The 19,304-nt window shown below is 72.1% G+C and carries 19 protein-coding genes; 10 read left to right on the forward strand and 9 right to left on the reverse strand.

The features are described 5' to 3' along the window. Window positions 1-3 precede the first annotated feature (3 nt). Genes FLX07_RS31200 through FLX07_RS31215 form a run of 4 tightly spaced genes read left to right on the forward strand, consistent with a single transcriptional unit; the run spans window position 4 to window position 7,372 of the window. The gene (locus FLX07_RS31200) at window positions 4-1,278 is read left to right on the forward strand and encodes a glucarate dehydratase family protein (protein ID WP_142575280.1); all 1,275 of its coding nucleotides are present in this window, start codon (window positions 4-6) and stop codon (window positions 1,276-1,278) included. Beyond that, complete coding sequence (locus FLX07_RS31205) at window positions 1,275-2,396, forward strand: hypothetical protein (RefSeq protein ID WP_142575281.1); 1,122 nt, start codon at window positions 1,275-1,277, stop codon at window positions 2,394-2,396. Before FLX07_RS31200 ends, FLX07_RS31205 begins: the two co-directional genes overlap by 4 nt. A gap of 52 nt (window positions 2,397-2,448) precedes the next feature. After that, entirely contained in the window at window positions 2,449-5,778 is a 3,330-nt protein-coding gene (locus FLX07_RS31210; protein WP_142575282.1) for an ATP-binding protein, read from the forward strand. Between the two features lie 31 nt (window positions 5,779-5,809). After that, window positions 5,810-7,372 (forward strand): DHA2 family efflux MFS transporter permease subunit, encoded by a 1,563-nt coding sequence (locus tag FLX07_RS31215; RefSeq protein ID WP_142575283.1) that lies wholly within the window; start codon window positions 5,810-5,812, stop codon window positions 7,370-7,372. A gap of 66 nt (window positions 7,373-7,438) precedes the next feature. On the opposite strand, the gene FLX07_RS31220 is transcribed toward FLX07_RS31215, so the two are convergent. From FLX07_RS31220 to FLX07_RS31235, 4 genes are all read right to left on the reverse strand, one after another. Further along, window positions 7,439-7,936: a DUF402 domain-containing protein gene (locus FLX07_RS31220; protein WP_189105089.1), complete on the reverse strand. Its 498-nt coding sequence runs from the start codon at window positions 7,934-7,936 to the stop codon at window positions 7,439-7,441. 49 nt (window positions 7,937-7,985) lie between these two features. Further along, complete coding sequence (locus tag FLX07_RS31225) at window positions 7,986-9,671, reverse strand: ribonuclease J (RefSeq protein WP_142575284.1); 1,686 nt, start codon at window positions 9,669-9,671, stop codon at window positions 7,986-7,988. A gap of 101 nt (window positions 9,672-9,772) precedes the next feature. Continuing rightward, a complete protein-coding gene (dapA, locus tag FLX07_RS31230; protein WP_142575285.1) occupies window positions 9,773-10,687 on the reverse strand; it encodes a 4-hydroxy-tetrahydrodipicolinate synthase in 915 nt (304 codons plus the stop codon). Window positions 10,688-10,943: 256 nt separating this feature from the next. Next, the gene (locus tag FLX07_RS31235) at window positions 10,944-11,156 is read right to left on the reverse strand and encodes a hypothetical protein (RefSeq protein ID WP_223854196.1); all 213 of its coding nucleotides are present in this window, start codon (window positions 11,154-11,156) and stop codon (window positions 10,944-10,946) included. Between the two features lie 221 nt (window positions 11,157-11,377). Between FLX07_RS31235 and FLX07_RS31240 the strand changes: the two genes are divergently transcribed. From FLX07_RS31240 to FLX07_RS31255, 5 genes are all read left to right on the forward strand, one after another. Beyond that, complete coding sequence (locus tag FLX07_RS31240; RefSeq protein ID WP_142575286.1) at window positions 11,378-12,115, forward strand: GntR family transcriptional regulator; 738 nt, start codon at window positions 11,378-11,380, stop codon at window positions 12,113-12,115. A 52-nt stretch (window positions 12,116-12,167) separates the two neighbouring features. Beyond that, window positions 12,168-12,845 carry a JAB domain-containing protein gene (locus tag FLX07_RS31245; protein ID WP_142575287.1) on the forward strand — a complete coding sequence of 226 codons (678 nt, stop codon included), beginning with the start codon at window positions 12,168-12,170 and terminating at the stop codon, window positions 12,843-12,845. Between the two features lie 94 nt (window positions 12,846-12,939). Beyond that, window positions 12,940-13,419, forward strand: a complete 480-nt coding sequence (locus FLX07_RS31250; RefSeq protein ID WP_142575288.1) for a GntR family transcriptional regulator — start codon at window positions 12,940-12,942, stop codon at window positions 13,417-13,419. A gap of 176 nt (window positions 13,420-13,595) precedes the next feature. Then, the gene (locus FLX07_RS36740; RefSeq protein ID WP_167748461.1) at window positions 13,596-13,733 is read left to right on the forward strand and encodes a hypothetical protein; all 138 of its coding nucleotides are present in this window, start codon (window positions 13,596-13,598) and stop codon (window positions 13,731-13,733) included. Between the two features lie 206 nt (window positions 13,734-13,939). After that, window positions 13,940-14,587: a DUF2306 domain-containing protein gene (locus FLX07_RS31255; RefSeq protein ID WP_142575289.1), complete on the forward strand. Its 648-nt coding sequence runs from the start codon at window positions 13,940-13,942 to the stop codon at window positions 14,585-14,587. Here FLX07_RS31255 and FLX07_RS31260 read toward each other — a convergent pair. Then, window positions 14,580-15,203 (reverse strand): DJ-1/PfpI family protein, encoded by a 624-nt coding sequence (locus FLX07_RS31260; protein WP_142575290.1) that lies wholly within the window; start codon window positions 15,201-15,203, stop codon window positions 14,580-14,582. The genes FLX07_RS31255 and FLX07_RS31260 overlap by 8 nt on opposite strands. Continuing rightward, the gene (locus FLX07_RS31265; RefSeq protein WP_142575291.1) at window positions 15,200-16,174 is read right to left on the reverse strand and encodes a GlxA family transcriptional regulator; all 975 of its coding nucleotides are present in this window, start codon (window positions 16,172-16,174) and stop codon (window positions 15,200-15,202) included. Before FLX07_RS31265 ends, FLX07_RS31260 begins: the two co-directional genes overlap by 4 nt. Before the next feature lie 175 nt (window positions 16,175-16,349). Between FLX07_RS31265 and FLX07_RS31270 the strand changes: the two genes are divergently transcribed. Then, window positions 16,350-16,784, forward strand: a complete 435-nt coding sequence (locus FLX07_RS31270; RefSeq protein ID WP_142575292.1) for an ester cyclase — start codon at window positions 16,350-16,352, stop codon at window positions 16,782-16,784. A 65-nt stretch (window positions 16,785-16,849) separates the two neighbouring features. On the opposite strand, the gene FLX07_RS31275 is transcribed toward FLX07_RS31270, so the two are convergent. The 3 genes from FLX07_RS31275 to FLX07_RS31285 form a co-directional block, all read right to left on the reverse strand. Beyond that, window positions 16,850-17,215 (reverse strand): ClpX C4-type zinc finger protein, encoded by a 366-nt coding sequence (locus FLX07_RS31275; RefSeq protein ID WP_142575293.1) that lies wholly within the window; start codon window positions 17,213-17,215, stop codon window positions 16,850-16,852. Between the two features lie 123 nt (window positions 17,216-17,338). Continuing rightward, window positions 17,339-17,545, reverse strand: coding sequence for a hypothetical protein (locus FLX07_RS31280; protein ID WP_142575294.1), 207 nt, complete (start codon window positions 17,543-17,545; stop codon window positions 17,339-17,341). A 284-nt stretch (window positions 17,546-17,829) separates the two neighbouring features. Next, window positions 17,830-19,275 (reverse strand): MFS transporter, encoded by a 1,446-nt coding sequence (locus FLX07_RS31285; RefSeq protein ID WP_142575295.1) that lies wholly within the window; start codon window positions 19,273-19,275, stop codon window positions 17,830-17,832. Window positions 19,276-19,304 lie beyond the last annotated feature (29 nt).

Here is a 19,304-nt window from a genome sequence, read left to right on the forward strand (position 1 = left end):
TCGATGAGGATTCGCGAGATCAACGTCACACCGGTCGCCTTCCGCGACCCGCCGCTGCTCAACGCCGCCGGCGTGCACGAGCCCTGGGCGCTGCGCACAATCGTGGAGATCGTCACCGACGAGGGACTGACCGGCCTCGGGGAGACCTACGGCGACCTCGACCACCTCGTGCGGGTGCGCGACGCCGCCGGGGCGCTGATCGGCCACGACGTCTACGGCCACAACGCGATGTACGCCACCGTCGCCGGCCTCGTCGGGGCCGACGTCGTCACCGACCTGCACGGCCTGACCGGCACCTCCTCGCGGGCCAAGACCGTCGACCGGATCTTCTCCCCCTTCGAGGTCGCCTGCCTGGACATCCGCGGCAAGGCGGTGGGGCGGCCCGTCGTCGACCTGCTCGGCGGCCGGGTGCGCGACGCCGTGCCGTACAGCGCCTATCTGTTCTACAAGTGGGCGGGCCATCCGGGCGCGCCGGAGGACGGCTTCGGCGCCGCGCTCGACCCCGACGGGGTGGTCGAGCAGGCCCGCCTGCTGATCGGCCGGTACGGCTTCCGCTCGATCAAGCTCAAGGGCGGGGTGTTCCCGCCGGAGCAGGAGGTCGAGGCGGTCCACGCGCTGCGTGAGGCGTTCCCCGAGCACCCGCTGCGTCTCGACCCCAACGCCGTCTGGAGCGTGGAGACCTCGATCCGGGTGGGCCGCGAGCTCGACGGCGTGCTCGAATACCTGGAGGACCCGGCCGAGGGCATCGAGAACATGGCGCGGGTCGCCGCCGAGGTGCCGATGCCCCTCGCCACGAACATGTGCGTCGTCACCCCCGAGCACATCCCGCCGGCCGTCCGCCAGGGAGCCATCGGCGTGCTGCTGACCGACCACCACTACTGGGGCGGTCTGGTGCGCTCCGCGCACATCGCCACGCTGTGCGAGACCTTCGGCATCGAGCTGTCCATGCACTCCAACTCCCACCTCGGCATCAGCCTCGCCGCGATGACCCACCTGGCCGCCGCCACCCCCGCGGTCACGCACGCCTGCGACACCCACACCCCCTGGCAGGACGGTCAGGACGTGGTCGCCCCATCTTCGGGCGGTAAGGGCGCGCTGCGGTTCGTGGACGGCGCGGTCCAGGTGCCGGACGGCCCCGGTCTCGGGGTGGAACTCGACCGCGACGCCCTCGCAATCATGAACGAGCAGTATGAGAAGTGCGGGGTCCGCTCCCGCGACGACGCGACGTACATGAGGTCGGTCGACCCGTCCTTCTCCGCACGGAGGCCACGCTGGTGAACGTCATCTACGCCTACCCCTGGGACATCGTCGGCGACCCCGGCGCCGCCGCGCGGCTCAAGGCGCTCGGCGTCGACGCGGTGGCGCTCGCCGCGTCCTACCACACCACCCGCGCCGCGACCCCCGCCCATCCGGCGCACCGGCTGGTCGAGGCGCGGCACGCGGCCTGCTACGTCCCCGTACGCGAGGAGGCGTGGAAGGGCAACCGGCTCGTGCCCGGCGCCCCGTCGTGGGTGGACTCGGCCGACCCGTTCGGGGAGGCCAGGGACGCCCTGCGCGCCGCCGGCCTGCCGGTGCGGGCGTGGACCGTGCTGACCCACAACACGCTGCTCGGCTCGGCCAACCCCGACCTGGTCGTCACCAACGCCTTCGGTGAGATCTATCCGTACGCGCTGTGCCCGGCGGCGTCCGACGTGCGCGACTACTGCCGGACGCTGGTCCGCGAGGTCGTCGAGGCGGGCGACCCCGACGCGCTGATCCTCGAGGCGTGCGGCGCGCTCGGCTTCCGCCACGGCGGCCACCACGAGAAGACCGACGGCGCGGACTGGTCGCCCGCGCAGGTCGCGCTGCTGTCGCTGTGCTTCTGCGCGGCCTGCGTGCGCCGCTACGAGGCGGCAGGACTGGACGTCGCCGAGGTCCGCGCGCGGGTGCGGGCGGGCGTGGACGGCGCGCCGCGCTCGGTCGAGGACGCGCTCGGCGACCTGGCCGGCGCGATGCGCGACCTGCGCACGGGGCTCGCGGGCGAACTGCGCGACCTGCTGCTGGCCGAGGCCAGGGCCGTACGGCCGGATCTGGGCATCGCCCTGCACGCCAGCGCCGACCCGTGGGCGACCGGCCCGTTCGCGACCGTGCCCGCGGGGGTGGACGCCGACCTGCTCGTCGGCAACTGCTGGAACGCCGCCGAGGTGGACGAGGCCGGGCTGCGCGCCCTGAGCCGGCTCGGCCCCCGCGTGGGCGCGTACGTGCTGGCCCTGCCTCCGCGCCCGGCGGACGGCGCGGCCCTGTCGTTCCTGGCCGAGGCCTACACGGCGGCCGGCGCCGCCGAGATCCACTGGTATCACGGCGGCCTCGCCTCCGCGGCGCGGCTGAAGGCGATCGCGGAGGCCGTCCGCCGCTGAACCGCACCGCTCCCCACCACACAGAGCCGGACGATGCGGAACAATCAACGGCATGCGGTTCGGCATCCTCGGCCCCACGGAGGCGCGGCCCGACGGCGACCGCCCGGTGCCGGTCGGCGGGCCGGGGCTGCGGGCGCTGCTCGGCCTGCTGCTCCTCAACGCGGGCCGGGTGGTCACCACCGACCGCCTGATCGACGGCCTGTACGGCGCCGAGCCTCCATCCGGGGCGGACAACGCGCTGCAGGCGCAGGTGTCGCGGCTGCGCCGGCACCTCGCCGGCCGTGGCGACCTGGGCGACCTGGGCGACCTGATCGTGCGGGAACCCGCGGGCTACCGGCTGGCGGTGGACCCCGACGACGTGGACGCATCGCGCTTCGAACGGCTGGCGGCCGAGGGGCGGCGGGCGCTCGACGCGGGCGACCCCGGCCGGGCCGCCGCCCTGCTCGGCCAGGCCCTCGGGCTGTGGCGCGGCCCGGCGCTCGCGGACGTGCCCGACGCGCCGTTCGCACCCGCCCAGGCGGTCCGGCTGGAGGAGCTGCGCCTGTCGGCGGCCGAGGACCTCACCGAGGCGGGCCTGGCCCTCGGACGGCACCGCGACCTGCTCCCCGAGCTGCAGGAGCGGGTCGCCGCGCACCCGCTGCGGGAGCGCTCGCGCGGGCAGCTCATGCGCGCGCTGTACGCCGCGGGCCGCCCGGCGGAGGCGCTGGCCGCCTACGACGACGCCCGGCGGATCCTCGCCGACGAGCTGGGCGCCGACCCGTCGGCCGAGCTGTCCGCGATCCACCTCGCGGTGCTGCGCTCCGATCCGGCCCTCACCCCCGCCTCCGCCCCCGCCTCCGCCGGGCTCGGCGGGCGGCCGGTGCCGCTCACCTCACTCGTGGGCCGCGCCGCCGAGCTGGAGCGCATCGACGCGCTGCTCGCCGAGGCGCGGCTGGTGACGCTCACCGGCCCGGGCGGCACCGGGAAGACCCGGCTGGCACTCGAAGCGGCCACCCGGTGGCCCGGCGAGGTCTGCCTCGTGGAGCTGGCCCCGCTCACCGACGGCGCCGACGTGCCGCAGGCCGTGCTCGGCGCGCTCGGGCTGCGCGAGAGCGCCCTGGCCATCCCCACTCCCGGGACCCGGCAGGGCGCCGCCGATCCCCTCGCCCGCCTGGTGGCGGCCCTGACACTGCGGCCGGTGCTGCTCGTGCTCGACAACTGTGAGCACGTCGTGGAGGAGGCGGCCCGGCTCGCCGACCGGCTGCTCGCGGCCTGCCCCGCCCTGCGCGTGCTGGCCACCGGCAGGGAGGCGCTCGGCATCACCGGCGAGCGCCTGTGCCCGGTTCCCCCGCTGCGGGTCCCCCCGCCCCCTGCCGGTGAATCCGCCGACGAGCTCACCGTCGAGGACGCGCTCGCCTATCCGGCCGTAGGGCTGTTCGTCGAGCGGGCGGCCGCCGTACGGCCCGGCTTCGTCCTCGCGCCCGGCGACGTCGAGCACGTGCTGCGGATCTGCCGGGCGCTGGACGGGCTGCCGCTGGCCGTCGAGCTGGCCGCGGCGCGGCTGCGCTCGCTGCCCCTGGTCCGCATCGCCGCCCGGCTCGGAACCGGCGACGGCACCGTCGCCATGGGACCGGAGGGCGACGCCCCGCGCTTCGCGCTGCTGTCACGCGGCAGCCGTACGGCGCAGCCACGCCACCGGACGCTGCGCGCGGTCGTCGAGTGGAGTTGGGACCTGCTCGACGAGCCGGAGCGCGCGCTCGCGCGGCGCCTGACGGTCTTCGCGGGCGGTGCGACGCTGGAGGCGGCCGAGCGGGTGTGCGGCCTGCCCGACACCGACGGCGTGCTCGCCTCCCTGGTCGACAAGTCACTCGTCGAGGTGGTGGACGACCGCTATCGGATGCTGGAGACGATCCGGGCGTTCTGCGCCGAACGGCTGGCCGAGGCCGGCGAGAGCGAGCCCATGCGCGAGGCCCACCTCGCGTACGTCCTGGACCTCGCCACCACGGCGGACCCGCACCTGCGCGGGCCGGACCAGATCGAGTGGCTGCGCCGGCTGGACGGCGAGCGCGACGACCTGCAGGCCGCGCTGCGCCGCGCCGTACGCGCCGGCGACGTGACGCCCGCGCTGCGGCTGCTGTCGGCCGCGACCGGCTACTGGCTGCTGCGCGGACTGCGCGGCGAGGCCGCCCGGCTCGCCGCCGAACTGCTCGGCAGGCTCGGTGCCACGCCGCCGGACGGGCTGGAGGAGGAGCACGTGGTGTGCGCCTGCCTCGTGGCCTGGGGCGGGACGAGCGGCCCCGTCGTGGACGCGCTCGTGGCCGAGGTCGTCCGCCGGACCTACACGCTGCCCATGCCGCCTCGCCAGCCGTTCCTCCTCGTGCTGCACGCGATGATCAGCGGTCCTCCCGCCAGGGAGGAACTCCACCGGCTGGAGGACCTGTTCCGTGTGCTCGACCGTGACCCGTGGACGCGGATGCTCAGCCGGTTCAGCCTCTCCTATCTCAAGACGTTCGACGGCCGGCTCGACGAGGCCGAGCAGGAGCTCACCGGCGCGCTCCGGGACGCCCGCGCCGCCGGGGACGTGTGGCTTCGGGTGATGGTGTTGTCCGCGATGTCCGACGTCGCCGACCGGCGGGGACATCTCGAACGGGTCGAGGCGCTGACCAACGAAGCGCTCGACCTGGCCGAGCGGCTGGGCGCCACGGCGGACCTCGCCGAGACCCTCTGCCGGCGCGCCTGGGCCCGGATGCGTTCCGGAGACACGGACTCCGCGAGGGCCGACTTCGAGCGGGCCGCCGAGCTGTCCCGGCGGACCGGCGCCCCGGAGGCCCTCGCGACGGCGCTCCTCGGGCTCGGCGAGCTCGCCCGGCTCGGCGGTGACCTGCCCGAGGCCCGGCGGTGGTACGAGACGGCCCTGGCGGAATGCACGGCCGAGTGGTTCAACGCCGAGGAGACGCGCTCGCACGTCTACCTCGCGCTCGGCTGGGCCGCGCAGATGTCGGGCGAGACCGCAGAGGCACTGGCGTGGCACCGCCGCGCCCTCACCACCGGCCTCGGCACTCGCAGCCTCACCATGACCGCCGCGGTCGCAGAGGGCGTCGCCGGCGTCGCGGTGCTGGAGGAGGCCCCCGAGCGGGCCGCCTGGCTGCTGGGCGTCGGCGCCGCGCTGCGCGGGGCTCCCGCCGCCCGCGACCCGGACGTCGCCCGGATCGAGGCGCGCTGCCGGGCCGCCCTCGGCGACGACGCCTTCGACCGGGCGTACGCCGAGGCCGAGGCGTTCACCCGGCAGCGGATGCCGGTCACGGCGGGCAGCGCGGGGGGCAGCGCGGGGGGCAGCGCGGGGGGCACGGAGACCGCGGCGCTGACCGTCATCGAAGGGCACCTGTCAGCGCTCGGTGGGTGAGTCGTCAGCGCCCCGGCGCACGCTGACGGCCATGAACGACACCTCCCGCAAGTGGGGCACGCTGGTCATCGCCTGCATGGCCATGCTCCTGCTGTCCCTCGACCTCACCGTGCTGCACCTCGCCCTGCCGAAGCTCGGCGAGGACCTGGCGCCCTCGGCCATCCAGCTGCTGTGGATCGCCGACATCTACGGCTTCGCGCTGGCCGCACTGCTCGTCACCATGGGCAACCTCGGCGACCGGATCGGGCGCAGGCGGCTGCTGCTCGTCGGCCTGGCCGCCTTCGGCGCCACCTCGGTGCTGACGGCGTACGCGCCGAACGCCCCGCTGCTGATCGCCGCCCGCGCGCTCCTCGGCGTGGCCGGCGCGACGATCATGCCCTCGACGCTGTCGCTGATCCGCAACGTGTTTCCCGACCCGAAGGAGCGGACCACCGCGGTCGGCGTCTGGAGCAGCGTGGGCGCGGTCGGGTTCGCCCTCGGGCCCATCGTCGGCGGCCTGCTGCTCGACCGCTTCTGGTGGGGCTCGGTCTTCCTGATCAACGTGCCCGTCGTCGCGGCCGTCCTGGTCGCCGGGTTCGTCGTGCTGCCCGAGTCGCGCAACCCCCGCCCCGGCAGCCTCGACCTCGTCAGCGTCCCGCTGTCGGCCGTGGGCGTGCTCGGCCTGATCTACGCGATGAAGGAGGCCACGACCGGGGGCGTCACCCAGCCGTCCGTGATCGCCGCGGCGGTGATCGCGGTCGCCGCGCTGGTCGTGTTCGTCCGCAGGCAGACCCGGCTGGCCGAACCGCTGATCGACATCTCACTGTTCCGGCGGCGCGCGTTCGCGGCCACGGTCGGCGCCGAACTGGTCGCGGTCTTCGCGATGCTCGCCATGTCGGTGGTCTTCGCGCAGTACTTCCAGCTCGTCATGGGCTGGTCGCCGCTGACGGCCGGGCTCGCCGGCATGCCGGGCGGCCTCGCCGGGGGCGTCGGCGGCGCGCTGTCCGGAGTGCTCGTGCACCGGTGGGGCCGCGGGCCGGTCGTCAGCCTCGGGCTGGCGCTGACCGCGATCGGGTTCTTCCTGTTCAGCCGGATCGACATGGAGACGCCCTACCTCTACATGCTGGTCGCCATGATCATCCAGGGCGTCGGGATGGGCTTCACGTTCGCGGTGACCGGCGACACGCTGCTCGCCTCGGTGCCCAAGGAGCGGGCCGGCGCGGCGAGCGCGATTTCGGAGACGGCCCACGAGATGGGCGGCGCGCTTGGCATCGCCGTGCTCGGCACCGTGCTGACCAGCGTCTACCGGAACGGCCTGGTGCTTCCGCCCGGCCTTCCCGACGGACCCGCGGCCGAGGCCCGCGACACGCTCGCCGGCGCGCTGAAGGCCGCCGCCGCGCTCCCGGGCGACGCCGCGGGGGCCGTCGCCCAGGCCGCGCGCCAGGCGTTCGTCGAGGGCCTCCAGGTCACCGTGCTGACCGGCGCGGGCATCCTGCTCGTGCTCGCGGCCGCCGTGCCGTTCGCGCTGCGCGGCGTGCCCAAGGTGATCCCCGAGACCGGGGAAGAGGAGACCGGCGGGCAGGAGCCCGCCGAGGGCGCGGTCACGGCCCGCTGAGGCGCGGGCCGCACACGGCGGGGCGTCCCCGTCCTGGTCAGGCGTGCCCCCGCCGGGCGCATCCGATCACGTCACAAGGGACAGCCAGCGGTCGTGGGCGCCGTCGAAGGGGCCGGTCCGGCCGCCCACGGCCTTCATCAGCCAGGCGGCCGACCGCTCCGCCTGGCGGACGATCTCCTCCGGGTACCCGTACCGCACCTGGTGGACGGCGAACTCGTCCTCGTCGTCCAGGATCAGCCGGCCGTCCCGCATCCGCAGCACGTCGAGGTCGAGATCGGCCATCGTGATCCGGCCGTCGCCGTGGACGGGCACCGTGGTGACGTCGCAGTAGATCGCGCACCTGTTCGGCCGGGCGTTGAACGTGGCCGTCCACCACGAGTGGCGGGGGAACAGCATCACGAAGGCATCCGGCCAGACCACCGGCGGCTCGCTCCCCCGGCGGCCGACGGTGCCCGCGGGACAGCCGGTCCAGACACCGTGCTCGTCCTCGCCCAGCACCCGCGCGTGCTGGTGCCAGTGCAGCGAACCGCCGTACTTGCGGTAGATGATCCTCACCTCGGACACGGGCGGGACACTATGCCACGCCCGTCTCCGAGTACAACGGGATAACCGGCTAGACCTCGACGACCACCGGGATGATCATCGGGCGGCGGCGGTAGGTGTCGCTGACCCAGCGGCCCACCGTGCGCCGGATGGTCCGGCGGATCTGCATCTCGTCGGCCACGCCGGACGCGGCGACCTCCTGCAGCGCGGCCTCGATCTGCGGGACGACCGCGTCGAACGCGTCGGGGTCGATGCCCGAGCCGCGCGCGGTGATCTCCGGCCCGCCGGTGAGCTTCCCGGTGGTGGAGTCCACGACGACGACGATGGAGATGAACCCCTCGTCTCCCAGGATGCGCCGATCCTTGAGCGCCACGTCGGTGATGTCGCCCACGGAGGTGCCGTCCACGAAGACGTACCCGCACGGGACCGCGCCGGTGATCCTCGCCTGGCCGTCGACGAGGTCGACGACCACGCCGTCCTCGGCGATCACGATGTTCTCCCGGGGGACGCCGGTCAGCTCGGCCAGCTGGGCGTGCGCCCGCAGGTGCCGCCACTCCCCGTGCACCGGCATGAAGTTGGACGGCTTGGTGAGGTTGAGCACATACAGCAGCTCGCCCGCGGCCGCGTGGCCGGAGACGTGCACCCGCGCGTTGCCCTTGTGGATCACGCGCGCGCCCCAGCGGTTGAGGCCGTTGATGACCTTGCTGACCGCCGTCTCGTTGCCCGGCACGAGCGACGAGGCGAGCAGGACGGTGTCGCCCTCGGCGATCCTGATCGGGTGGTCGCGGTTGGCCATGCGCGACAGCGCCGCCATCGGCTCGCCCTGGGAGCCGGTGCAGATCAGCACCACGTCCTCCGGCGGCCACTCCTCGATCTCCCGGGAGTCCACGAGCAGGCCCGCGGGCACCTTCAGGTAGCCGAGTTCGCGTGCCACGCCCATGTTGCGGACCATCGACCTGCCGATGAGCGCGACCTTGCGGCCGTGCTTCTCGGCCGCGTCCATGATCTGCTGGACGCGGTGGATGTGCGAGGCGAAGCTCGCCACGATGATCCGCTTGGACGCGCCGCGGAAGACGCCGTCGATGACCGGCGCGATCTCCCGCTCGCTGGTGACGAAGCCCGGCACCTCCGAGTTGGTGGAATCGGACATCAGCAGGTCGACGCCCTCGCCCCCGAGCCGGGCGAACGCCCCGAGATCGGTCAGCCGCCCGTCCAGCGGGAGCTGGTCCATCTTGAAGTCGCCGGTGTGCAGGACGAGGCCCGCCGGGGTGCGGACCGCCACGGCCAGCGCGTCGGGGATCGAGTGGTTGACCGAGACGAACTCGCACTCGAACGGCCCGAACGAACGCCGCTCGCCCTCGATCACCTCGACCTTGACCGGCTGTATGCGGTGCTCGTTCAGCTTGCTCTCGATGAGCCCGAGCGTCAGCCGCGAGCCGACGAGCGGGATGTCGCGCCGCTCCCGCAGCAGGTACGGCACCGCGCCGATGTGGTCCTCGTGGGCGTGCGTGAGCACGAGCGCCTCGATGTCGTCGAGCCGCCCCCGTATGTAGTCGAAGTCGGGCAGGATGAGATCGACGCCCGGCTGGTCGGGCTCGGGGAACAGCACTCCGCAGTCCACCACGAGCAGACGGCCGTCGTACTCGAAGACCGCCATGTTGCGGCCGATCTCGCCGAGACCGCCCAGCGCGACGATGCGCAGGCCGTTTTCCGGCAGCGGCGGAGGCGGCCCGAGTTCGGGATGCGGATGACTCATCGCGCGTCCTCCGCCCCGCGCCCCGCGCCGTACGCGCTCACGCGCGGTTCCCTGTTTTCATTTCTTCTGGTCAAGTCGCTCATTCGGCTCCATCTGCTGATCTAATCCACAAGCTTGAGGCCCCCCGTGATGAGGTCCTCCCGAAGCGCCGTGATCTGCTCCTCCGTGGCGTCCACGAGCGGCGGCCGGACGCACCCGGCGTCCTGCCCCACCAGCTTCAGCGCCGCCTTGACCATGATCGCCCCTTGGGTGCGTGTCATGATCGCCGAGACCACCGGGAGGAGCTGACGGTGGACGGCCAGTGCGTTCTCGACGTCGCCGGACCGGTAGGCGTCGGCCATCGAGGCCAGCTCGGCGCCCACCACGTGGCCCACCACGCTGACGTACCCCGCCGCGCCGACCGAGAGCCATGGCAGGTTCAGCAGGTCGTCGCCGGAGTAGAAGACGAGGTCGGTCGAGGCCATGACCTGCGAGCCCGCGAACAGGTCGCCCTTGGCGTCCTTGACGGCGGCGATGCGCGGGTGCTCGGCCAGCCGGAACAGGGTCTCGATCGTGATGGGCACCCCGGCGCGGCCGGGGATGTCGTACAGCATCACCGGCAGGCCGGTCGCGTCCGCGACGGCCGTGAAGTGCCGGAGCAGACCCTCCTGCGGCGGTTTGTTGTAGTACGGCGTCACCACCAGGAGACCGTGCGCCCCCGCGCGCTCCGCGGCCTCGGCCAGCTCGACGCTGTGCCGCGTGTCGTTCGTGCCGGCGCCGGCCACGACGGTGGCGCGGTCGCCCACGGCCTCGACGACCGCGCGGAGGATCCGGACCTTCTCCTCGTCGGAGGTGGTGGGGGACTCCCCCGTGGTGCCGTTGACGACCAGGCCGTCGTTGCGCTGCTCGTCCACCAGATAGGCGGCGAGCCGCTGGGCGCCCTCGTAGTCGACGGCGCCATCAGAGGCGAACGGCGTGACCATCGCGGTCAGCGCGCGGCCGAAGGGGGCGTCGGAGGTTCCGGTAGGCGATGCCATAGACCGAACGGTACCCGGATCCGCAGGAGTGATGGACCTCGCCACCCCGTTATGTCCCGTAGCGCCCCGCGCGCGCCTCCAGTACCGCCCCGCGGGCGCCGCCGACAGCGGAAGAGGCCGCCGATATGTGCTCGGGGGTACACACATCAGCGACCTCTAACCGGGAATCGCCGCGCCTTACGCGGACGTTACACACCACGGCGAAATTTTTCCGGAAGGTCGCGAACGGCGGCTTCTGCGCCCCTGGGGCGGCGGATCAGTGAACCTCCCCCGACAGGAGCCTCACCCACAGCTCCTCCATCCGCGGGGCGATGAGCCGCTCGGTCTCGCGGATCTCCAGCTTCTTGCCCCGCGTCGTCCGCCGGATGAACAGCAGCCCGCCCGCCGCGCACAACTCGTAGATCGTCGCCTTGCACTCACACGTGTGGCGGCGCACCCGTACCCGATCGCTGCGATTGGTGGGCTTCATCCAGCTAATTCTCTTATGCCCGTCTCTGGGAGGGCTGGCATGGATGCCGTGATAGGGCAGAGGGAGGGGAATATCAGCACCTGGCCGCTTAGCGGCACAATCACCCATTAGCAGCCCTTTCACCAGGCAAAGTTGGAGTCACAGGCCATTCCCGTCACTCTCGGTCGCCCGGCGAATACGCCAAGATTTGGAGGACCCGTCACCCCCTCAGGGATGGATTGATGGCAAACTCTGATCCGGTCTACCTGCGCGTAGTCGAGGACATTCGCCGCCAGATCGTCGACGGCACGCTTCCCCCGGGCGCACCGATCCCCTCGCGGCACCAGATCACCCGGAAGTACAGCGTCGGTGAGACGGCCGCCCGCCACGCGCTGCGCGTGCTCGCCCAGGAGGGCCTCATCATCGGCCGCGTGGGCTCCGGGCACCGGGTGCGGGAGAAACCGATCCTGCTCCCGCTCCACCGCAGCCGCCTCCCCGAACCGCACGCCGCCTTCGCCAACGACATGCAGGCGGGCGGACGACAACCCAGCTGGAACTGGCGCAGCGAGCTCGCCGACGCCCCTCCCGACATCGCCCACCGGCTGCGCGTCGGGGAGTGCAGCCCGGTGATCAGGACCCGCTACGTCTTCCGCGGCGACGGCCGCCCGGCGCAGTTGCTCACCTCGTACGAGCCGGTCGAGCCGGGCCAGAGCCAGGCGCCCGAGGAGGGCACGTACGAACGCAGGAGCGCGGCCTTCCGGCTCGCGGCGAGCGGGCGGCCCCTCACCGAGATCAGCGAGACCGTGCTCATCCGCGTCCCCCAGCCCACCGAGAGCGACCTGCTCGAACTGCCCGCCGGCGTCCAGGTGCTCCAGATCGAGCGCACCTACTGGGCCGGGGAGCATCCGGTGGAGACCAGCGACGCCGTGGTGCCCGGCGACAGATTCCGCCTGGTCTACGGCATTCCCAGCCCCCTCTGACTGTCGGTGCCCACTGGTACAACCAATCCGGATCCCCCATCCGGAGGTGCCGATGCGCGTCAAGGACATGCCCCCGACCGACCAGCCGCGTGAGCGGCTGCTGGCCTCGGGAGCCGCCGCGCTCGCCGACAGGGAGCTGCTCGCCCTGCTGCTCGGATCGGGCGGCAGGGGCGTGAGTGCCGTCGAACTCGCCTCCCAGCTCATCGCCCACTGCGGCGACCTCGGCGAGCTGGCCCGCTCCGAGGCCCATCGGCTGCTCGCCGTCCCTGGTGTGGGCCCCGCCAAGGCCGCCCGCGTGGCGGCCGCGTTCCAACTCGTACGGCGGGCCCAGGCGGAGCCGGAGCGAAGCCGGATCACCTGCTCGGCCGACATCGCTTCGGCTGCCGCTCCCCTGCTGCACGGACAGCCGCGCGAGCGGCTGGTCGTGGTCGTGTGCGACGGCCGCGGCGCCGTGCTGCGCCGGACCGTGGTCACCGAGGGCGGCAGCGACCACACCCCCGCTCCCGTCCGCGACATCGTCACGACCGTCCTCCTCTCCGGCGGGGCCGCCTTCGGCCTCGCCCACAACCACCCGAGCGGATCGCTCGACCCCAGCCCCGCCGACGTCGAGGTCACGGCCCGCCTCCACGAGGCCGCCGACACCGTCGGCCTCCGCTTCCTCGACCACGTGATCGTCACCGACACCGCCTGGCGCCGGATCGCGGGTGACGATCAGCTTGACAATTCGTAGACCATATTAGCTATAGCGGTCTACTGCTCCTATACATCTCTCCAGTAGTTGTCTGCTTTGTAGGTAGACGTCCGGTTTCGTCTATCATTCCTCCATGATTGATCGCGACGGTCCGGTGCCGATCTACAAGCAGATCGCCGAGATCATCCGTGAGCAGATCGATCACGGCGACCTGGAGCCGGGTGACGCCGTTCCAAGCGAGACGGAACTGGAAGCCGAATACGGCATTGCTCGCCTCACGGCACGACGCGTCACCCGAGAGCTTCGCGAGCAGGGGCTCGTCTACACCGTTCAAGGCGAAGGAACGTTCGTCGGACGGCCGGGCACTCCGCGGTCAGCCGAACGGACGCCGGTCTACCAGCGCATAGCGGCCGAGATCCTGGAACAGATCCGCAGCGGAGACCTTGTTCCCAATCGGCGCATCCCGCCGGCGAAGGCGCTGATGAAGCAGTACGGTGTGGCCAAGGCCACCGCCCGCAACGCCGTGGATTTCCTTCGCAAGCAGGGATGGGTGTTCACCGTCCCGCATCGCGGAACCTATGTGTCCCCGCCAGAGGACTGGCCCAAGAGCTGACCGCAGGATCTGGACGCACAGAGATCGTGGTTTCACCGTGCGTGATTGGCCCGACGTCCCTATCCTGCCGGGCATGCCGGCAACCGAGGAGCGCATTGACGCGCTAGAGCGTGACTTGTGCCACCGTGGACGACCTCCGAACCGGCCAGGATGAGCTACGGAAGGGACAGGAGGAGATGCGCCAGACGTTGGAGGAGTTCCGCAGCGCTTTCGCCGTCGTGCTGGACGAGGTCCGGCAGCAGAAGGCCTGGTGGGAGGAGTTGTCCGACAAGGTCGCTTGCGTGATCGCCAAGAGCGCGGGCCTCGACGCGTAGCCGCCGACGTCAGGCGACTCCCCAATCCCTCCTCCGCGCTTCCTCGGGCATGAGGGGAGTCGCCTGACGAGGCCGCGCTTCTCGGCTGCCGCCGCCGGAGGGCCGTCGGGACGCTCAGGCGACGGGGTCCGTACGCCGATTTTCGTATGCGCACGGCCGTCCTGGGGCGGATGCCGGAGCGACCTGAGCCTGCGAGGCTCCGGGCTATGCGCAGGCGAACGGCATGGGTGATCTTCATCGTCGCGGTCATCGCGACTTCGGTGCTCGTCTATCCGTACCTGGGCCTCGATATCGACGACAGCCGCCTCGATGTGCGCGACAGCCTGCACTACTACGTTCTGGTCGGCCATATCGGGACCGCCGCGGTCGCGCTCGTGCTCGGCTCCCTGCAGTTCATGCCCACGATGCGGGCGCGCAGGCGGGTCCACCGGACGCTCGGCCGGGTCTATCTCCTTGCCGGGGTGCTGCCGTCCGCGGGGGCCACGATCCCGGTCGCGCTGTGGTCGGGCCGCCTCATGACGCAGATCGGCCTCACGACCGCGGCCGTCCTGCGGCTGATCACCGGTGGCCTCGCATATCGGGCCGCCCGCCGGCGCGACTTCGACAGTCACCGCAACTGGATGATGCGCAACTACGCCCTGACGTTCCTCGCGGTCACCGCGCGCGTCATTGTTCCCCTGCTCCTGCTGGTCCAGATCCCCTTCCGCGGGGCCGACCCGGGATCGATGGGAGAGCTGGCGACCTCGATGATCCCGATCGGCCAGACGCTGGGCTGGATCGTCAACCTGGCCGTGGTCGAGACCATCATCAGGAGACGCCTGTCCCAAGCCCGCCGGATGGGACGGCTCAGTTGATGAGGGCCATCGCCTTGTCGCTCAGACCCGCCGGGGCGGTCTTGGGGTTGCCGGCCGCGAAGGGCGGCCGCGGGTCGTACTCGATCGCGAGCTGCACGGCCTGCGCCGTCTCCTCGTCGCGCATCGCGGCCAGCAGGGTCAGGGCCATGTCGATGCCGGAGGACACACCCGCCGCCGTCACGACCTTGCCGTCGATCACCACGCGCTCGCTGACCGGCTCGGCCCCGAATCCGGCGAGCTGGTCGAGCCATCCCCAGTGGGTCGTCGCCCTGCGACCCTTCAGCAGCCCCGCCGCGCCCAGCAGGAACGAGCCGCTGCACACCGAGGTCGTCCACCGCGTCCGCTCGTGGGCCCGCGCGATCCAGCCCAGCAGCTCCGCGTCGGACAGCGCCTCGATCGTCCCGGGCCCTCCGGGCACGACGACCACGTCCGGCGCGGGCAGGTCCTCGTACGACGCGGTGGCCGCGAGGCTCAGGCTCCCCCGGTCGTCGAGCACCGGCCCGGGCTCGGCCGCCACGAACGTGACCGTGCAGCCCGGCGCGAAGGCGAGCACCGTGTACGGCCCGACGGCGTCGAGCGCGGTGAACCGGGGATAGAGGGGGATGGCGATGTTCATGATTTGCTGCTTTCCTTCGATCGGAACCGGCGGCGGTAGTCGCCGGGTGAGACGCGCCAGTGGCGGCGGAAGACCCGGTAGAGGGTCTCGGGAACGCCGAGTCCCGACTCCCTGGCCACTCTGTCCAGGGAGTGGCCGGTGGTCTCCAGCAGCCGCCGGGCGGCGTCGGCCCTGCTGTGTTCTACATACCTGCCGGGCGAGACCCCGGTCTGCCCGGTGAAGACGCGGGAGAAGTGCCGCTCGCTCATCCCGGCCCGGCGGGCGAGCGAGGGCACGCTCAGGTCCTCGGCCGGGTTGGCGTCGATGAACGCCTGGATCTCGCGCAACGGCTCGGCGCGCGGGACGGCGGCCCGCATGGGGGCGCTGAACTGGCTCTGCCCGCCCGGACGGTGCAGGTACACCACGAGCCCGCGGGCGACGTTCCGGGCGAGCGTGTGGCCGTGGTCGCCGGCCACGAGCGCCAGGGCGAGATCCACCCCCGAGCTGACCCCGGCCGAGGTCCAGACGTTCCCGTCGCGGATGTAGATGGGATCGGCGTCCACCTCGACGTCCGGGTAGCGGACGGCCATCTCCCCCGCCACCAGCCAGTGGGTGGTCGCACGCCTGCCGCCCAGCAGTCCGGCCTCCGCGAGGAGGAAGCTGCCGTTGCAGACGGAGGCGACCCGCCGGGCTCCGGACGCCAGCCGGGCGACGCCCCCGATCAGCTCCCGATCGCGCAGGTGTTCCGGCACGGACAGCCCGCCCACGACGAGCAGCGTGTCGATCGGGCCCGCGACCTCGCCCAGCGCGGTCTCCGCGAGCGTCGTGATCCCGTTCTGCGCGGGCACGGCCCCGGCGCGCACGGCCGCCACCTCGACCCGGTAGCCGGGCTCCGGAGCGAGCAGGTTCGCCGTGGCGAAGACGTCGGCCGGACCGGCGAGGTCGAACATCTGGAAGCCATCGAAGACCACGATGACCACGCGTCGCTGCATGCCCTCCATGCTCGCGAGCAGGGCATTATGGCGTCAACGACACAGATATTGCAGATTACGCCATCAACGCGAGCGTCAACCCAGCCGAAACACCCGGTAACAAAGCGCTTGTTACATTGGATGGAAGCCCCCCGGCGCCGCCAGATGCCGAAGCGTCGAGGAGATGGCCCGGACGATGCCGAGCGCTCGAGAACTCAAGGACAGACTCTTCACGGCGATCAACCGCCACGACCTCTACGACGTGCTGGACTGTTACGCGCCCGACGCCGTGTACGTCGGCCCCACCGGCGTCGCGGAGGGCCGTGGGCAGATCGCCTGGATCTATGAGGGCCTCTGCAAGGTCTTCCCCGACATTTGCTACACCGCCTGGTACAAGGCCCCCTGTGTGGACCCCGCCTTCACCGAGTACGCGATGACCGGCACGCACATGGGCCCGCTCCTGCTCCCGGACGGCCGGGTGGCGGCCCCGACGGGCCGTCGCATAACGGTGCGGGGCAGTTGTGCCTGCGCGGTCGAGCACGGAAAGATCATTACGGATCGGGACTACTACGACCAGCTGGAGCTCTACTCCCAGCTCGGCATCAGCCTCGAACCGCCGCCGGGATCCTGACGGGCGCGGCATGGACCGACCGCCACCACCTCGCAGCCCCGCGACAGCCTGGGTTTGAGCGAGCCTCACTCCTCGCCGGAGAACCTCTCCCAGGCGGACTGCCGGGTCATGCCGAGCGCGGCGCCGATCCTGGCCCAGGTGGCGCCCCGGTCGCGCGCCCGCTGCACCCAGACCCGCAGGTTGTCCTCGACCTGCGCGCTCACCTCGGCGATCCGCGGAAGGAACTCCAGGATCTGCTCGACGGTCATGCTCTCGGTGTAGGAGATCTCCGGCGTCTCGACGGTCTGGGCCGCCAGGATCTCGGCACAGAGCCCGACGCATTCGTTGCAGATGTGGACGCCGGCACCGGCGATCATCTTGGCCACGTCGGTCTTCGGCTTGGAGCAGAACGAGCAGCGGATGTCCTGTTCCGCCAGAGAAGGAGCCGGCATGTCGCCTCCAAGGGGATAACGTGTCAGGCTGTTCCTGACGCCTGGCCCGAGACTAGGGCGTCAGGAGCAGCCTGACAATGGATCATCCGGAAAGCGACGTTTCCCGAGCGGCCCTCCCCCGGCTCAGCTCTTGGGACCGAAGGCGTGTGGGACCTCTCCCTTGCGTCCACAGCGCGGGCAGGGCCGGTAGCGCCCGGACCACCAGGTGGCCTTGAGCGTGCCACTGCCCTTGCACTTGGGGCATTTGGCCAGGTAGTTGCGTACGTAGTCGGAGACGAGCCAGATGCCGAAGAAGGCCCCGGCGAGAACGAGAAAGGTCTGGGAATCCACTGTGGCTCCGTAGTCGGGGGACGGGACCGGCGACGAACGCGCCGCCGTACGGAAGCCGGTCGCGCGGGGGCGCGGTCACCGTCGCTCACCGGCCGGGCGAACAGTGCCGGAGGCGGGCGCGGATCCTCACCCGCACCACAGGTGCGCGCATGGCCTGCGAGGGAACACGCATCGCCGCCTCCGTGGACACTGGTCGCACGGGAGAGGACGCCGCACGGCCCGGGGCCGGTGACAGCCGGGCGCCCTTTCGTTGGAGTCACAGGGCCCTGGGCGGCGGCGGCCCCTCAGACCCGCTCGGGCTGGAGCTCCACCGCCTGCTCCGCGCCCGCCCGGGGCCGCCGCAGGACGACGTACGCGGCCACGAAGGCGCTGACCAGCAGGACGAGGGAGACCGTGAAGGCCAGCCGGTAGCCGCCGGTCAGCGCGACCGCCTCGCTCGCCCCGCCCGCCAGCAGCCCCTCCGTGCGAGAGGCGGCCAGCGTGGACAGCAGCGCGACGCCGACGGCCATCCCGACCTGCTGGGTCGTGTTGAAGAACCCCGAGACCAGGCCCGCGTCGTCGGAACGGGCGCCGGACATGCCGAGCGCGGTCAGCGCCGGGAGCACCAGGCCGCCTCCCATGATGAGCACCATCACGGGGAGCAGGTCGGTCACGTAGCGGGCGTTGGCAGGGACGCGGGTGAGCCAGGCCATCGCGCCGATCAGTAGCACCAGGCCGCCCAGCAGCACGGCACGCGCGCCGAAGCGGGTGCTCAGCCGTGGGGACACGAACAACGACACCCCCGCGATGGCCAGCGCCGCCGGGAGCATGGCCAGGCCGGTGCCGAGCGCGCCATACCGGAGCACCTGCTGCATGAACAGCGCCACCATGATCTGGAAGGCGAACATCGCGCCCAGCGTCAGGACCTGCACCAGGTTGGCCCCGGCGACGGCGCGCGAGCGGAGAATCCGCAGCGGCATGAGCGGGGTCCGGGCGGTCGCCTGGCGGACGAGGAACGCGGCCAGCAGCACGAGCGACACCGCGCCGAACCACAGGGAGCGCAGGCCATACCGCTCGATCTGGACAGCGCCGATCTCAACCACGGCGTAGATGCCCAGCATGACACCGACCGTGACCAGCAGGGCGCCGACGGCGTCCGCGCCCGCCGACAGACCGAGCCCCCGCTCGGCCGGCAGCGCCCGGACCGCCAGCGCGATCGTGACCACGCCGATCGGCACGTTGACGAGGAAGATGTAGTTCCAGCCCAGCATGTCGGTGAGGACCCCGCCGAGCACCTGGCCCAGCGACGCCCCGGCGGCGCCGGTGAAGCTGAAGACGCCGATGGCCTTCGCCCGCTCCCCCGCGTCCGTGAAGGTCGTCACCAGGATGCCGAGCACGACCGCCGAGGCAATGGCGCTGCCGACGCCCTGGAGGAACCGGGCGCCGATCAACATCCCCGGCCCGGTGGCCGCTCCGGCCAGCAGGGAGGCGGCGGCGAAGACGGCGTTGCCCGCCAGGAACACGGCCCGGCGGCCGATCAGGTCGCCCAGCCGGCCCGCCAGCAGGAGCAGTCCGCCGTACGCGATGAGGTAGGCGTTGACGGTCCAGCTCAGCTCGGCGGGCGCGAAGCCGAGATCCCGCTGGATGGCGGGCATGGCCACGGTCACGATGCTGCCGTCGAGCACCGTCATCAGCATCGTGGCGGACAGCACGCCCAGCACCAGCCACCGAGATCGGGATATACGCGACATGGGGTCGCCTCCTGTTCATGAGGAACAGG

Origin of the sequence: Microbispora bryophytorum (genome assembly GCF_006874465.1) — a bacterium.
In the GTDB taxonomy this organism is placed as follows: domain Bacteria; phylum Actinomycetota; class Actinomycetes; order Streptosporangiales; family Streptosporangiaceae; genus Microbispora; species Microbispora bryophytorum.

Coding starts and splice junctions, on each gene's coding strand:
- FLX07_RS31265 (WP_142575291.1), bottom strand. CDS start 16,174: ATGCAGCGACGCGTGGTCATCGTGGTCTTCGATGGCTTCCAGATGTTC.
- FLX07_RS31245 (WP_142575287.1), top strand. CDS start 12,168: ATGCGCGTCAAGGACATGCCCCCGACCGACCAGCCGCGTGAGCGGCTG.
- FLX07_RS31210 (WP_142575282.1), top strand. CDS start 2,449: ATGCGGTTCGGCATCCTCGGCCCCACGGAGGCGCGGCCCGACGGCGAC.
- FLX07_RS31215 (WP_142575283.1), top strand. CDS start 5,810: ATGAACGACACCTCCCGCAAGTGGGGCACGCTGGTCATCGCCTGCATG.
- FLX07_RS31225 (WP_142575284.1), bottom strand. CDS start 9,671: ATGAGTCATCCGCATCCCGAACTCGGGCCGCCTCCGCCGCTGCCGGAA.
- FLX07_RS31235 (WP_223854196.1), bottom strand. CDS start 11,156: ATGAAGCCCACCAATCGCAGCGATCGGGTACGGGTGCGCCGCCACACG.
- FLX07_RS31240 (WP_142575286.1), top strand. CDS start 11,378: ATGGCAAACTCTGATCCGGTCTACCTGCGCGTAGTCGAGGACATTCGC.
- FLX07_RS31285 (WP_142575295.1), bottom strand. CDS start 19,275: ATGTCGCGTATATCCCGATCTCGGTGGCTGGTGCTGGGCGTGCTGTCC.
- FLX07_RS31270 (WP_142575292.1), top strand. CDS start 16,350: ATGCCGAGCGCTCGAGAACTCAAGGACAGACTCTTCACGGCGATCAAC.
- FLX07_RS31255 (WP_142575289.1), top strand. CDS start 13,940: ATGCGCAGGCGAACGGCATGGGTGATCTTCATCGTCGCGGTCATCGCG.
- FLX07_RS31275 (WP_142575293.1), bottom strand. CDS start 17,215: ATGCCGGCTCCTTCTCTGGCGGAACAGGACATCCGCTGCTCGTTCTGC.
- FLX07_RS31200 (WP_142575280.1), top strand. CDS start 4: ATGAGGATTCGCGAGATCAACGTCACACCGGTCGCCTTCCGCGACCCG.
- dapA (WP_142575285.1), bottom strand. CDS start 10,687: ATGGCATCGCCTACCGGAACCTCCGACGCCCCCTTCGGCCGCGCGCTG.
- FLX07_RS31260 (WP_142575290.1), bottom strand. CDS start 15,203: ATGAACATCGCCATCCCCCTCTATCCCCGGTTCACCGCGCTCGACGCC.
- FLX07_RS36740 (WP_167748461.1), top strand. CDS start 13,596: ATGCGCCAGACGTTGGAGGAGTTCCGCAGCGCTTTCGCCGTCGTGCTG.
- FLX07_RS31250 (WP_142575288.1), top strand. CDS start 12,940: ATGATTGATCGCGACGGTCCGGTGCCGATCTACAAGCAGATCGCCGAG.